Origin of the sequence: Labrenzia sp. 5N, from assembly GCF_012395805.1 — a bacterium.
Lineage (GTDB): Bacteria > Pseudomonadota > Alphaproteobacteria > Rhizobiales > Stappiaceae > Roseibium > Roseibium algicola.
The window spans coordinates 160,264-173,946 of sequence record NZ_JAAZTM010000009.1; the positions used below are offsets into that span (position 1 = coordinate 160,264).

Sequence of the window (13,683 nt, forward strand, 5' to 3'; positions counted from 1 at the left end):
ACATGACCTCCAAGATCGTTTCCATGGCGGATGCCGCCGCCCGCATTCAGGACGGCGCGGTCATCACCGTTTCCTCTTCCTCCGGTCTCGGGTGCCCGGACAAGATCCTTGAGGCCATTGGCACAAGGTTCGACAGCGAAGGGCACCCGAGAAACCTCACGACGCTCCATCCCATTGCCGCCGGCGACATGTACGGCATCAAGGGGATCGATCACCTTGCCAAGGACGGTCTGCTGTCGACCATCATTGCAGGGTCCTACCCTTCCGGTCCGTCCAACCTGCCGATGCCGGCGATCTGGCAGATGCTGGTGGAGAACCGGGTAGCTGCCTACAACGTGCCTTCCGGCATCCTGTTCGACATGCACCGGGATGTTGCGGCCCGCCGCCCGGGCGTCATGACCAAGGTCGGTCTCGATACCTTCGTCGACCCGATCCGTCAGGGCTGTGCCATGAACGATGTCGCGGCAGACCGGCCCATCGTGTCCCGGCTGGAGCTTGGCGGCGAAACCTGGCTGCATTTTCCGAACATCGTGCCGGATGTCGCGATCATTCGGGCAACGACTGCGGATGAACGCGGCAACCTCACCTACGAACACGAAGGCGCCTATCTCGGCGGCCTGGAGCAGGCGATTGCCGTGCGCAATCACGGCGGCCTGGTGATCGCGCAGGTGAAGCGTGTGACGGCCTCGGGCTCGCTGCGTCCGCACGATGTTCGTGTGCCCGGTCATCTGGTCGATCTCATCGTTGTCGATCCGGACCAGCGCCAGACCACTGAAACCGGTTACGACCCGGCGATCTCCGGCGAGATCATGCGGCCGTGGTCCAGCTTCTCGCTTGCCGAGCACGGCATCGAGAAGGTTGTCGCCCGCCGGGCAGCAATGGAACTCAAGTCCGGCCAGACGGCAAACCTCGGCTTCGGCATTTCGGCGATGGTGCCACGCGTGCTGCTGGAAGCCGGTCAGGAACAGGCCGTCACCTGGGCGATCGAGCAAGGTGCGACCGGCGGCATGCCGCTGACAGGTTTTGCTTTCGGCTGCGCTTCCAACGCCGATGCTTACATGCCGTCGCCGCAGCAGTTTACCTACTTCCAGGGCGGCGGTTTCGATGTCTCCTTCCTGTCCTTCCTGGAGATCGATCTGGATGGCAACGTCAATGTCTCCAAGCTCGGCAAGAAGCCCTATCTGACCGCAGGTTGCGGCGGGTTTGTCGACATCACTGCGAATGCGCGCAAGATCGTGTTCTCGGGTCTTTTCGAGGCGGGTGCCGATCTGGAGTTGACGGAGGACGCGCTGAAGGTGCGGACGCCGGGCAAGTTCACCAAGATGGTGGACGAGGTCGAGCATGTCACTTTCTCCGGTCGCAGGGCGAAGGAACTCGGCCAGGACGTCATCTATGTGACCGAGCGCTGCGTTATCCACCTGACCGATGCAGGTCTGGTGGCGACTGAGATCATGCCGGGCATCGATCCGGCACGTGACATCGTCGATGCTTCGAAGGGCCGGGTGCGGCTCGCAAACGATCTGGTCGAGATGCCGAAAGCGCTTCTGTCCAGGGGTGCGATGGAGCTGAGCCTGTGAGCGCGCTGCATCTCATCCGTCATGGGGCAATCGCCGAGCTGAAGCTGGACAATCCGGCCAAGCTGAATGCGTTCACGCTCGACATGCTGAAGGCGCTTGAACCCTTTTGCGATGAGCTGGAGCGCGATGCGTCGATCCTTGCGGTGGTGATTACGGCGGAGGAGAGCAAGGCCTTTTGTGCCGGCGCGGACATTCTCGAATGGTCCGAGCTGTCGCCTTACGACTTTGCCCGCCACTGGGTGCGCGAAGGCCACCGGGTTTTTGACCGGCTGGCGCGGCTTTCCAAGCCGACGGTGGCTGCGCTTGGCGCGCACGCCTTTGGTGGCGGACTGGAGTTTGCAGCGACCGCCGATATCCGCGTGATGGCGCCAAGGGCGACGCTGGCGCTGCCGGAAGCATCCGTCGGCATCGTACCGGGCTGGTCCGGCACGCAACGGTTGATCCGTTTGCTGGGTGAGCCGATGGTGAAGGAAATGGCCCTGTTCGGCCGGCGCATTTCCGCAGAACGTGCCTATGCGGCGGGCTTTGCAGCCGAGATATCCGACGATCCGGCTTCTGCTGCTTTCGAGATGGCCGAGAAGCTGGCCGACAAATCGTCCCGGGCCGTGGAAGTGGCCAAATACATGATCCATGCCGCCGTGGGAGAAGATCGCAGTGCCATGATCGAGGCGCTCGGCTCCGGCATGATCAGTCCGACAGAAGATCGCAACGAGGGCGTTACCGCCTTCCGTGAAAAGCGCAAACCGAATTTCCTGGAAGTTAAGTCATGAGTGACCTGAACGTCGTTTCCATCAGCGAAGCAAAACTCCCGGCCGAACCGTTCGTCGCCCGTCACCTGATCGATGGCGACTGGCGTCAGAGTGCTGACGGGTCCACCTTCGATCGTGTGTCTCCGTCCCATGGCAGCGTTGTCACGAAGGCGGCGAAGGGCGGTGCCCGTGATGTTGATGCGGCGGTTTCCGCCGCGCGGCTTGCTTTCGACAAGGGACGCTGGTCCCGCACCAGCGGCAAGGAGCGGGCAACGCTTCTCTTGAAGATCGCCGATCTGATCGACCGGGAACGGGAGCGGATCGCTTACTGGGAAACGCTGGAATCCGGCAAGCCGATCAGCCAGGCCATGGCGGAAATCGAAGGCGCGTCCGATATCTGGCGCTTTGCCGCTTCGCTGGCGCGCACCATGCACGGCGAAAGCTACAATTCACTCGGCAGCGACATGCTCGGCCTGGTTCTCAAGGAGCCGGTCGGTGTCGTTTCCATCATAACACCGTGGAACTTTCCGTTCCTGATCGTGTCGCAAAAACTGCCTTTCGCGCTTGCTGCCGGCTGCACCGCGGTTATCAAACCTTCCGAAATGACCCCGGCAACGACGGTCATTCTGGGTGAACTGTGCATCGAAGCCGGTATTCCGGCCGGGGTCGTCAACATCGTCCTTGGCTATGGCGATCCGGTTGGAACGGCGATGACCGCCGACAAGCGTGTCGACATGGTCACCTTCACCGGCTCGACCGGCGTCGGCAAGGCCATCGTCAAGGCGGCGGCCGGAACCTTGAAGAAGGTCTCGCTGGAACTTGGTGGCAAGAACCCGCAGGTCATCTTCCCCGATGCCGACCTCGAAAGCGCCGTCGATGCGGTTGTCTTCGGCGTCTATTTCAATGCGGGCGAATGCTGCAACTCCGGATCCCGGATCATTGTGCACGAAAACATCGCCGAGGCGTTCCTGAAGGCGACAGTGGATCTGTCGCGGAAGGTGCCCTTCGGCGATCCTCTGGACCCATCGACCAAGGTCGGCGCGATCATCACGCCCGACCACCAGAGCAAGATCGACAAATATGTGCGCGATGCCGCGGACGCCGGAGCGACTGTCCACCTGGGCGGGGAAGCCCTGACGGTTCCCGGCCTTGCCGGACAGTTCTACCAGCCGACGATCGTTGCGGATGTAAAAAGCGATATGCCGATCGCCCGCGAAGAAGTATTCGGGCCGGTACTTTCGGTGCTGACTTTCAAGACGCTGGATGAGGCGATCGATCTCGTCAACGATGCCGACTACGGTCTGTCCGCCGGTGTGTGGAGCGAGAACGTTCACACCTGTCTGGAATTCGCCCGCCGGGCGCATGCGGGCACGGTGTGGACCAACACCTGGATGGATGGTTTTGCGGAACTGCCCTTCGGCGGCGTAAAGGAAAGCGGCCAGGGCAGGGAACTTGGCAAATACGGACTGGACGAGTTCCTGGAAGCCAAGACCGTGACCATGCGCATCGGCAAGACCCGGGCACCCTGGGTGGCGTGATGAGCAGGCTAGTCCGAAATCGAGAAGGCGCCTTCGGGCTTCAGGAGGATCTGCATATCCTCCATGGGGGCGCCGTCGATCCTCGCGAGAAGAACCTTGGCCATGGCTCTGCCGGTGGCGCGCAGGTCCTCGTCGATGGTCTCGATTCTCGGGCGGAAATGATTGGAAATGGGCGAGGCGCGCTTGGCGACGACGTCGATTTCCATACCGGGTGTCAGACCGATGTCGTTGAGATAGGCCAGGGTGACCAGGGCCATGACCTCACCGACGCAGACATAACCGTCGGGCGCGTTGGGGCCGGCATGGAGCGAGCGCAGGGTCGCTGCGATCTCGTCGGGCTCGCTGTCGAGGTCAACGCGATCGGGAACCGTCAATTGAACGCCATGGGAAATGGCTGCCTGGCGGGCGCCGAACCGCAGGTGCTGACCGAAGGTGTAGCGTTCGTTCGGCATGACCATGCAAATGTGTTTGCGCCCCTTTGCAACCAGTCGCTCCACGGCCATGCGTGCGAAAACCTCGTTGTCGAAGTCGACGTAAGGGTGGGGCGTGGTGAAGTCCGTCCGGCCATGGGTGGCAAAGGGGAAGTTGTGCTCCAGCAGGTAGCGGACCCGCTCGTCAAAGCACTCGGTGCGGGTAAAGACAATGGCGTCTGCCAGCGAGTGCCTGCGGATGTTGCGGATTGCCTCAAGCCGGTCGTCGGCAAGACCGTCTGCTGTAATGGTGATCGCGTAGCCGGTTCCGGCAAGGCCTTCGGACATGCCGCCGAGAAACTCGGATGTGAAACTGAGAAACTCGTGCCGTGTGTTCAGGAGAAGGCTGATGACCTTGGTACGGCCGGTGCGCAGGCGCTGTGCCGCGCGATTGGGAACGTAGCCGAGACGGCGGGCAACTTCGGAAACGCGTTCGCGCGTCGTCTCCGCGATCCTGGGGTCTCCGGCAAGGGCGCGGGAAACCGTGGTCACCGCGAAGCCTGCCTCCTGCGCCACCGTGCGCAAGGTGGGACGCGGCAGCTTTTCGGCGGCGCGACCGCTGTTGGGTTCAAAGGTTTTTCGCGTCATGCCCGTTCACTTCAGCCGAAGCCTTCTAGCTCAAAAAGCAAGCCAAGTCTAATCAGGGCTTTTGTAACGTTACAACACAATAATGTGCTGCACTGCAGCACCGAAACATCCGCCTTAATAGTATGTAAGACAAACGAAACTCTTTGTTTTTCGGGAGTGATGAAAATCGTTGACACCACTCCGGTTTGCAACGTTACAATAAACGTTGCGTGACACTCGATTGCCGGGCTCCGGCACTCGAAACGCCTTTAGGCACCTTATGGGAGGAATATCGATGTCTTTGAAATCTCTGAAGCTGGGCCTCGCCGCCCTTGCAATGAGCACAAGCCTGGCGTCCGCCGCCGATGTTGAAGTTCTGCACTGGTGGACTTCCGGCGGTGAAGCTGCTGCTCTGAACGTTCTGAAGCAGGACCTGGAAAGCCAGGGCATCGGCTGGCAGGACATGCCGGTTGCAGGTGGCGGCGGTACCCAGGCCATGACCGTGCTGCGCGCACGCGTTACCTCCGGCAACCCGCCCACCGCCGTACAGATGCTCGGCTTCGACATCACCGACTGGGCCAAGGAAGGCGCACTTGCCGACCTGAACATCCTGGCCGGCATGGAAGGCTGGGACGACGTGGTTCCGGAAGCCCTGCAGAAATTCTCCAAGTATGACGGCAAGTGGGTCTCCGCTCCGGTGAACGTCCACTCCACCAACTGGGTCTGGGCGAACAAGGCCATCCTCGACGAGCTTGGTATCGAGCCGCCGCAGAACTGGGACGAGTTCGTTGCCGCTCTGGAAAAGGTCAAGGCATCCGGCAAGACCGCGATCGCGCACGGCGGTCAGGCCTGGCAGGACGCGACCATCTTCGACGCAGTCGTGATGGCGACCGGTGGACCCGAGTTCTACCAGAAGGCCTTCATCGACCTGGACGAGGAAGCGCTCGGCTCCGACACCATGAAGGAATCGTTCGACCGCATGGCCGTGATCCGCTCCTACGTGGATGACAACTTCTCCGGCCGTGACTGGAACCTTGCGACCGCCATGGTCATCAATGGCGATGCAGCCTTCCAGATGATGGGCGACTGGGCGAAGGGTGAATTCCTGAATGCCGGCAAGAAGCCGGATGAAGACTTCCTCTGCTTCCGCTTCCCGGGCACCCAGGACCAGGTGACCTTCAACGCCGACCAGTTCGCGATGTTCGCGCAGGGTCCGGAAGTCGGCAAGGAGCAGGCTGCCCTGGCAACCGCCATCCTGTCACCGAGCTTCCAGTCCGCGTTCAACGTCGTCAAAGGCTCCGTTCCGGCCCGGACCGACGTGCCTAACGATGACTTTGACGCCTGCGGCAAGAAGGGCATGGTGGATCTGAAAAAGGCTGCCGACAGCGGCAACCTCTACGGCTCCATGGCGCATGGTCACGCCAACCCGGCTGCCGTCAAGAACGCCATGTATGACGTGATCACGGCGCATTTCAACGGGGAATACGACAGCGAAACCGCTGTTGCAGAACTCGTTACCGCCGTTCAGATCAACAAGTAACGACCGCGCGGAGAGCGGTGATCCGTCACCGCTCTCCCACCGGTTCGGCGGACCGTCTCGCGGTTGCAAGCAACCGCCTGGAGCCGGCCGGAACCAAAGTCTCAGAGCTGCCGCGCGCGTTCGCTGGAACGCCGGCAAAAGTGCTCTAGGTCGGGGAACTCAAGATGTCTTTCTCTGAAACGGCGAACCCGCGCGGTTCCGTTGTTGACAGACTGCGTGATGCTTTGCCCAAACTCGTGCTCAGCCCGACGATCGCCATCGTGGCAATCTTCGTTTACGGCTTCATCGCCTTCACGCTTTACCTGTCTTTCACGGACAGCCGTATTCTGCCCACCTTCGGCTGGGTCGGCTGGCAGAATTATGAAAACCTCTTCAAGATCCGTGCGTGGGATACGGCCGTTTGGAACCTTGTGGTTTTCGGCGTTCTCTACATCACCATCTGCTGCGTCCTGGGTCTGCTGCTGGCGATCCTTCTCGATCAGAAGATCCGCGCAGAAGGCTTCATCCGCACGATCTACCTCTATCCGATGGCGCTCAGCTTCATCGTGACCGGAATTGCCTGGAAATGGTTCCTCGACCCGGGCATCGGTATCGAGGCCGTCGTGCGCGGCTGGGGCTGGGAAACCTTCACCTTCAACTGGATCAAGGACCGGGATTTCGCGATCTACACCATCGTGATCGCGGCGGTCTGGCAGACGTCGGGCTTCGTCATGGCGATGTTCCTTGCGGGCCTGCGCGGTATCGACAGCGAGATGATGAAGGCTGCCCAGATCGACGGCGCTTCCACTTTCGCGCTTTATCGCCGGATCGTGATTCCGCAGCTTCGTCCTGCCTTCATGTCGGCCTTCGTGGTGCTCGCCCATATGGCGATCAAGTCCTACGACCTGGTGATCGCCCTGACAGGCGGCGGACCGGGCACCGCCACCGAAGTGCCGGCAACCTTCATGTATTCCTACACATTCACCCGAAACCAGATGGGCATCGGTGCGTCTTCCGCCGTGATCATGCTGATGACGATCGCAGCGATCATCGTGCCCTACCTCTGGTCAGAACTCAGGGAGAAAAAGTGATGTCGACGATGTCCAAGTCTTCCTCCCTGCGTCCGGCCCGGGTGATCCTGTACCTGCTGCTCGCGCTGTTCTGCATCTACTACCTGCTGCCGCTGTACGTGATGGTGGTCAACTCGCTGAAGCCGCTGACCGAAATCACTTCGGGCGGGATGATGGCGCTGCCGCAGGAGTGGACCATCGCTCCGTGGCAAAGCGCCTGGTCGAGTGCTCAGGTGGGCGTTGAGGCAACGGGTCTGCGGCCCTATTTCCTCAACTCCATCATCATGGTCGTTCCGGCGGTCGCCCTGTCGACGCTGGTCGGCGCGCTGAACGGTTACGTGCTCACCAAGTGGACGTTCCGCGGTGCGACCATCCTGTTCGGCCTGCTGCTGTTCGGCTGCTTCATTCCCTTTCAGATGGTGCTGATCCCGATGGCTCGCATGCTGGGTCTGATGGGCATCGCCGGCACGGTGCCGGGTCTGATCTTCGTACACTTCGTCTACGGGATCGGCTTCTCGACGCTCTATTTCCGCAACTACTATGCGGCCTTTCCGACAGAGCTTGTCCGGGCGGCGCAGATCGACGGTGCCGGTTTCTTCCGGATCTTCTGGCGCATCCTGCTGCCATCGTCCGGTCCGATCGCGGTTGTCTGCATCATCTGGCAGTTCACCAACATCTGGAACGACTTCCTGTTCGGCGCGTCCTTCTCCGATTTCGACAGCCAGCCGATGACCGTTGCCCTCAACAACCTGGTGCAATCCTCCACCGGGGTGAAGGAATACAACGTGCATTTCGCCGGCGCGATCATGGCCGCGCTGCCAACCCTTCTCGTCTACATCGTCGCGGGCCGCTACTTCGTGCGTGGTCTGATGGCAGGCTCAGTAAAAGGATAAGACAATGGGCTTTCTCGACATCAAGCAGGCGACCAAGTCTTATGGATCCTTGCGGGTCCTGCATGAAACCGACATCTCTATCGAAGAGGGCGAGTTCCTCGTTCTCGTCGGCCCGTCCGGCTGCGGCAAGTCCACCCTGCTGAACATGATTGCCGGCCTGGAGGACATCACCTCCGGCGAGATCGCGATCAAGGGCAAGAGCATGAACGGCGTCAAGCCGGCGGACCGCAACATCGCAATGGTGTTCCAGTCCTACGCGCTTTACCCGAACATGACCGTTGCCGGGAACATCTCCTTCGGCATGGAAATGCACGGCATTGCGAAGCCGGAACGCGAAAAGCGGATTGGCCAGGTGGCCGATCTCCTTCAGATCAGCCATCTACTCGACCGCAAGCCGGGCCAGCTTTCCGGTGGTCAGCGCCAGCGTGTCGCCATGGGGCGTGCACTGGTGCGCGAGCCGGACGTGTTCCTGTTCGACGAGCCGCTGTCCAACCTGGATGCAAAGCTGCGCGTCGACATGCGCACGGAAATCAAGAAGCTGCACCAGAAGCTCGGCACGACAATTGTCTATGTGACCCACGACCAGATCGAGGCACTGACGCTGTCGACCCGGATCGCTGTCATGTTCGGTGGCTATGTCCAGCAGCTGGGCACGCCGAAAGAGATCTACGACAATCCGGCCAACATGTTCGTGGCGGGCTTCATGGGATCGCCTTCCATGAACCTGTTCCCGGCCAAGGTGGTCTCGGCGGACGGCAGGCCGGCTGCGGAAGTCTCGCTAGCAGACGGCAAGACGGCGGCCATTCCGTTTGCCTCCGACGCGCTCTCTTCCAGCATCGGCAAGGACATCATCCTCGGCATTCGGCCGGAAGCCATTACCGACAAGGATGGTGCCGACCGCAATTCCAAGGCGGTTCACATCGTCGATGCTCCGGTGGAAGTCACCGAGCCGGCAGGTTCCGACACGTTCGTCGTCAGCCAGATCGGCGGCAAGGACGTGACCGGCCGCTTCCGTGCCGACGTTGCCGTGAAGGCGGGAGAAGTGTTCCCGTTTGCCTTCAACATGGAAAAGGCGGTCGCTTTCGACCCGAAGACCGAAAAGCGGATCGCCTGACCCATGAATACGGCGCCCGACATTGTGATCATCGGCAGCGGCATGGGGGGAGCTTCCCTTGCCGCGGGCCTTGCTCCGACCGGGGCCAAGATCACGATTCTGGAACGGGGTTACCGGATACCGGACGATGCTCCGGCCCGGGACCCCTGGCGCATCTATACCAACAGCGCTTTCCGGGCACCGGAAACCTGGCTCGACGGACAGGGTAATCCGTTCGAGCCAGGCAACTACTACAATGTCGGTGGTAACTCGAAGCTCTACGGTGCGGTGCTGATCCGTTACCGGGAAGAGGACTTCAGCGCGCTGGAGCATTATGACGGTGTTTCACCTGCCTGGCCGATTGCCTATGACGAGCTGTCGCCCTGGTATGACGCCGCCGAACAGCTTTTCCAGGTTCGGGGCGATACCGCCTCCGATCCGACTGAGCCGCCGCATGGCAGGCCTTATCCGTTTCCGCCCATCCCGGACGAGGAAGCCATCCGGATTGCCCGGCGGCGCCTTGAGCAGGCGGGCGTTCGCCCGTTCAGCCTGCCCCTGGGGGTTGATATCGACCGCTGGCTGGATGCCGGGCACACCGGCTGGGACGGTTACCCCGACCTCAGATGCGGCAAGATGGATGCGGAAACCTGTGCGCTGGAAGCCGCAATGGCTCATGACAACGTCACCCTTGTCACCGGTGCCGAAGTCACTGCGCTCCGGACGGGCTACAAGTCCGGCCGAATAGATGAAGTCCACTACAGCAAGGACGGTGAAGAGATCTGCCTGACACCGGGGGTCGTTGCCCTGTGTGCGGGCGCGGTCCAGTCCGCAGCGCTCTTGTTGCGGTCCGGCGTAGCCAACCTCTCGGACTATGTCGGCCGTTGTTTCATGAACCACAATGCGACTGCGATGATCGCCATTGATCCGCGGTTCCGGAATACTTCCGTCTATCAGAAGACCTTCGGCCTGAATGACTGGTATCTCGATGACGGCGAAGACGGCAAGCCATTGGGCAACGTCCAGCTGCTGGGGCGGGTAACGCCGGATATCCTGAAGATCCAGGTGCCGCAGCTGCCGAAATTCGCTGCCAACTGGATTTCCGGGCATGCCCTTGATCTCTATCTGATTTCCGAGGATCTGCCCGATCCTGAAAGCCGGGTTGTCCTGAAGGACGGCAAGATCCAGCTCATCTGGCAGCGGTCCAACATGACGGCGCACAGGAAGCTGGTCGAGAAGACCCGCAAGACCCTGCGCGAGGCCGGTTTCCCGCTGGTTCTGTCGCGCCTGTTCGACGGCAGGGTGCCCTCGCATCAGTGCGGCACGGTGCGCATGGGCGATGATCCGGCTAACTCCGTGCTCAATCCGGACTGCCGGTCCTGGGATCATCCGAACCTGTTTGTGGCCGATGCGGGAGCGCTGCCAACCTCGGCTGCCGTCAATCCCGCCCTCACGGTCGCGGCATTGGCACTGCGCGCCGCCGAAACGATCAAGAAGGACCTGGCGGCATGAACAGGATCGCACTTGTCACCGGCGGCCAGCGCGGCATCGGTCTCGGCATTTCGAGGGCTCTCGCGGAGGCCGGTTACACGGTTGCCATCGCCGCTCAGGAAGAAGCGGACGCACCGGAGGTAGTCGAAGCCTTGAACGCCCTGGGTGGCAAGGGCCGCTATTTCCGGCATGACCTTCTGGACATCGACCATTGCAAGACGCTGCTCGACCGGGTGGAGGCGGATCTCGGGTCGATGACGGCTTTTGTTTCCAACGCGGGCGTTCCGGCCAGGATCCGGGGCGACATGCTGGATCTGGCGCCCGACAGTTTCGACTTCGTCATGGGTGTCAACCTGCGCGGGGCCTTCTTCCTGGCGCAGGAAGTGGCGAGACGCATGCTGAATCAGCCGTCAGACAGCTATCGCTCGATGACTTTCATCACCTCCGTAAGTGCGGAGATGGTGTCGATCGAAAGGGCGGAATACTGCCTGTCGAAAGCAGGCGCCGCCATGATGGCGGAGCTTTTCGCCGTCCGGCTTGCGCCGCATGGCATCGGTGTCTTCGAGCTAAGGCCAGGCATCATCGAAACCGGCATGACCGCCGGAGTGAAAGACAAATACACGGCCCGGATCGAAGGCGGTCTGGTGCCTGCTGCCAGGTGGGGGCAGCCCGCCGATATCGGCTCAATCATCGTGCCGATTGCCGATGGCCAAATGGCCTTTGCAACCGGTTCGACCTTCGCGGTGGACGGCGGACTGTCGATCCCCCGGCTTTAGAGCGAGTTGTTCTGAGAGACTTCAGATGAATACAGGCTACGACTTCATCGTCATCGGTGGTGGCAGCGCCGGCTCGGTTGTAGCCGCGCGTTTAACCGAGAACCCGGACGTTTCCGTGCTGCTGCTGGAAGCAGGCGGACGCGACTGGCATCCGTTCTATCACCTGCCTGCCGGCTTTGCGAAAATGACCAAGGGGATCGGCTCCTGGGGCTGGCACACGGTGCCGCAAAAACACATGCAGAACCGCGTGTTCCGGTATACCCAGGCCAAGGTGATTGGTGGCGGTTCGGCCATAAATGCGCAGATCTATACCCGCGGCAATGCGCTCGATTATGACGAGTGGCGTCAGATGGGCTGCGAGGGCTGGGGCTATGAAGATGTTCTGCCCTATTACCGCAAGGCCGAGGACAACGACACCTACGACAACCGCTACCACGGCAGGGGCGGCCCGCTCGGCGTTTCCAGGCCCTGTGCCCCGCTTCCGATCTGCGAAGCCTATTTCGAAGCCGCTGCTGCGCTCGGCATTCCGAAAAACGAGGATGTGACCGGCGAGAAGCAGGACGGTGTTGCCTACTACCAGCTGACACAGCGCAATGCCCGCCGGTCTTCCTCCGCCATGGCGTATCTGGCGCCCAACAAGGGCAGGCCCAATCTCCACATCAAGACCGGTGCCCAGGTGCGCCGTATCGTGGTGGAAGGCGGCAAGGCGACCGGTGTCGAGCTCATTGACGGCACCCGGCTGACGGCGGGCTCTGAAGTCATTTTGTCGTCCGGCTCCATCGGCTCTCCCCGTCTGCTGCAGCTTTCCGGCATCGGTCCCGCGGACGAGCTCAGAAAGCTCGGTATCGATATCGCCTATGACCAGCCTGAGGTCGGTTCCAACCTGCAGGACCATCTGGACCTCTACTGCATTTGCGAAGTCAGTGGCCCGCATACCTACGACCGCTATGCCAAGCCGCATCTGTCGGTTCTGGCCGGCCTTCAATATCTGCTCACCCGGCGCGGGCCGGTGTCCTCCAGCCTGTTCGAGACGGGCGGGTTCTGGTACGCGAACCCCGATGCGCGTTCGCCGGACCTGCAGTTCCATCTGGGTCTGGGGACGGGGATCGAATCCGGCGTTGCTGCCATGCCGGACGGCGGCGTGACGCTCAACTCCTGTTATCTTCGCCCGCGCTCAAGGGGCAGTGTGCGCCTGAAGAGCTCCAATCCTGCGGATGCGCCGTTGATCGACCCGAATTACTTGCAGGACAGCCAGGACCGGGAAATGTCGATCCGGGGTCTGAAGCTGACGCAGGAAATTCTGGCGCAGGCACCGCTGAAGCCCTTCATCAAGGCCGAGCATTTGCCGGGGCCAGGAGTGAAGACCGACGAAGACTACTTCCGCTTCATCTGCGAACACTCCAAGACCTCTCACCACCCGGCCGGCACCTGCCGCATGGGCTCCGACGACAATGCCGTGGTCGATCCGCGCCTGAGGTTCAACGGTGTGGACGGTCTGCGTGTGGTCGATGCTTCCATCATGCCGACGGTCGTTTCCTCCAACACCAATGCCGCGGCCATCATGATCGGCGAGAAAGCCTCCGACATGATCCGCCAAGATCACGGGGCGCTGTCATGATCCGCCATATCGTTCTCATCAAGTTTCAGCCGGACGTCGCCGAAGAGCTGATCGAAAGCCTGTTTCAGGAACTCAGAAGCATCCGCGATCAGGTGTCCGGCATCGGCGAGATCGTTTCGGGCCGCAGCGAAAGCCCGGAACAGATCGAACGGGGCTACATGCACGGTTTCACCGTCGATTTCGAAAGCTGGGAGGCACTGGAAGCCTACCAGACCCATCCGGACCACAAGGCGCTCGGCGCCAAGCTGGTCGCCAATGCCATCGGCGGGATCGACGGCATTCTCGTCCTCGATATTCCCGTCTCGGCCTGACCGGCCGCCAAGTT

General features: G+C 61.4%; 12 protein-coding genes. 11 read left to right on the forward strand and 1 reads right to left on the reverse strand.

Annotated elements, in window-relative coordinates; genetic code table 11:
- The first annotated feature begins 2 nt into the window (after positions 1-2).
- The 3 genes from HEP89_RS10515 to HEP89_RS10525 are packed head-to-tail and all read left to right on the forward strand — an operon-like array spanning position 3 to position 3,864.
- Positions 3-1,577 (forward strand): CoA-transferase, encoded by a 1,575-nt coding sequence (locus HEP89_RS10515; RefSeq protein WP_023002932.1) that lies wholly within the window; start codon positions 3-5, stop codon positions 1,575-1,577.
- A complete protein-coding gene (locus HEP89_RS10520) occupies positions 1,574-2,347 on the forward strand; it encodes an enoyl-CoA hydratase/isomerase family protein (protein ID WP_062486743.1) in 774 nt (257 codons plus the stop codon). The genes HEP89_RS10515 and HEP89_RS10520 overlap by 4 nt, the downstream gene beginning before the upstream one ends.
- Entirely contained in the window at positions 2,344-3,864 is a 1,521-nt protein-coding gene (locus HEP89_RS10525) for an aldehyde dehydrogenase family protein (protein WP_197923192.1), read from the forward strand. Before HEP89_RS10520 ends, HEP89_RS10525 begins: the two co-directional genes overlap by 4 nt.
- A gap of 8 nt (positions 3,865-3,872) precedes the next feature.
- On the opposite strand, the gene HEP89_RS10530 is transcribed toward HEP89_RS10525, so the two are convergent.
- Positions 3,873-4,922 carry a substrate-binding domain-containing protein gene (locus tag HEP89_RS10530; RefSeq protein ID WP_168691990.1) on the reverse strand — a complete coding sequence of 350 codons (1,050 nt, stop codon included), beginning with the start codon at positions 4,920-4,922 and terminating at the stop codon, positions 3,873-3,875.
- A 316-nt stretch (positions 4,923-5,238) separates the two neighbouring features.
- Between HEP89_RS10530 and HEP89_RS10535 the strand changes: the two genes are divergently transcribed.
- The 8 genes from HEP89_RS10535 to HEP89_RS10570 all read left to right on the forward strand — a co-directional run bounded on the left by HEP89_RS10535 (position 5,239) and on the right by HEP89_RS10570 (position 13,669).
- On the forward strand, positions 5,239-6,441 hold the full coding sequence (locus HEP89_RS10535; protein WP_228148126.1) for an ABC transporter substrate-binding protein: 1,203 nt from the start codon (positions 5,239-5,241) through the stop codon (positions 6,439-6,441).
- A 164-nt stretch (positions 6,442-6,605) separates the two neighbouring features.
- The gene (locus tag HEP89_RS10540; protein WP_077291602.1) at positions 6,606-7,511 is read left to right on the forward strand and encodes a sugar ABC transporter permease; all 906 of its coding nucleotides are present in this window, start codon (positions 6,606-6,608) and stop codon (positions 7,509-7,511) included.
- A complete protein-coding gene (locus HEP89_RS10545) occupies positions 7,511-8,383 on the forward strand; it encodes a carbohydrate ABC transporter permease (protein WP_023002938.1) in 873 nt (290 codons plus the stop codon). Before HEP89_RS10540 ends, HEP89_RS10545 begins: the two co-directional genes overlap by 1 nt.
- A 4-nt stretch (positions 8,384-8,387) precedes the next feature.
- Positions 8,388-9,497 carry a sn-glycerol-3-phosphate ABC transporter ATP-binding protein UgpC gene (gene ugpC, locus HEP89_RS10550; protein ID WP_055659653.1) on the forward strand — a complete coding sequence of 370 codons (1,110 nt, stop codon included), beginning with the start codon at positions 8,388-8,390 and terminating at the stop codon, positions 9,495-9,497.
- Between the two features lie 3 nt (positions 9,498-9,500).
- Positions 9,501-10,985, forward strand: a complete 1,485-nt coding sequence (locus HEP89_RS10555) for a GMC family oxidoreductase (RefSeq protein WP_168691991.1) — start codon at positions 9,501-9,503, stop codon at positions 10,983-10,985.
- Positions 10,982-11,740, forward strand: coding sequence for a 3-ketoacyl-ACP reductase (locus tag HEP89_RS10560; RefSeq protein WP_168691992.1), 759 nt, complete (start codon positions 10,982-10,984; stop codon positions 11,738-11,740). Before HEP89_RS10555 ends, HEP89_RS10560 begins: the two co-directional genes overlap by 4 nt.
- Before the next feature lie 25 nt (positions 11,741-11,765).
- Positions 11,766-13,358, forward strand: coding sequence for a GMC family oxidoreductase N-terminal domain-containing protein (locus HEP89_RS10565; RefSeq protein WP_168691993.1), 1,593 nt, complete (start codon positions 11,766-11,768; stop codon positions 13,356-13,358).
- Positions 13,355-13,669, forward strand: a complete 315-nt coding sequence (locus HEP89_RS10570) for a Dabb family protein (protein WP_023002943.1) — start codon at positions 13,355-13,357, stop codon at positions 13,667-13,669. The genes HEP89_RS10565 and HEP89_RS10570 overlap by 4 nt, the downstream gene beginning before the upstream one ends.
- Positions 13,670-13,683: the final 14 nt, after the last annotated feature.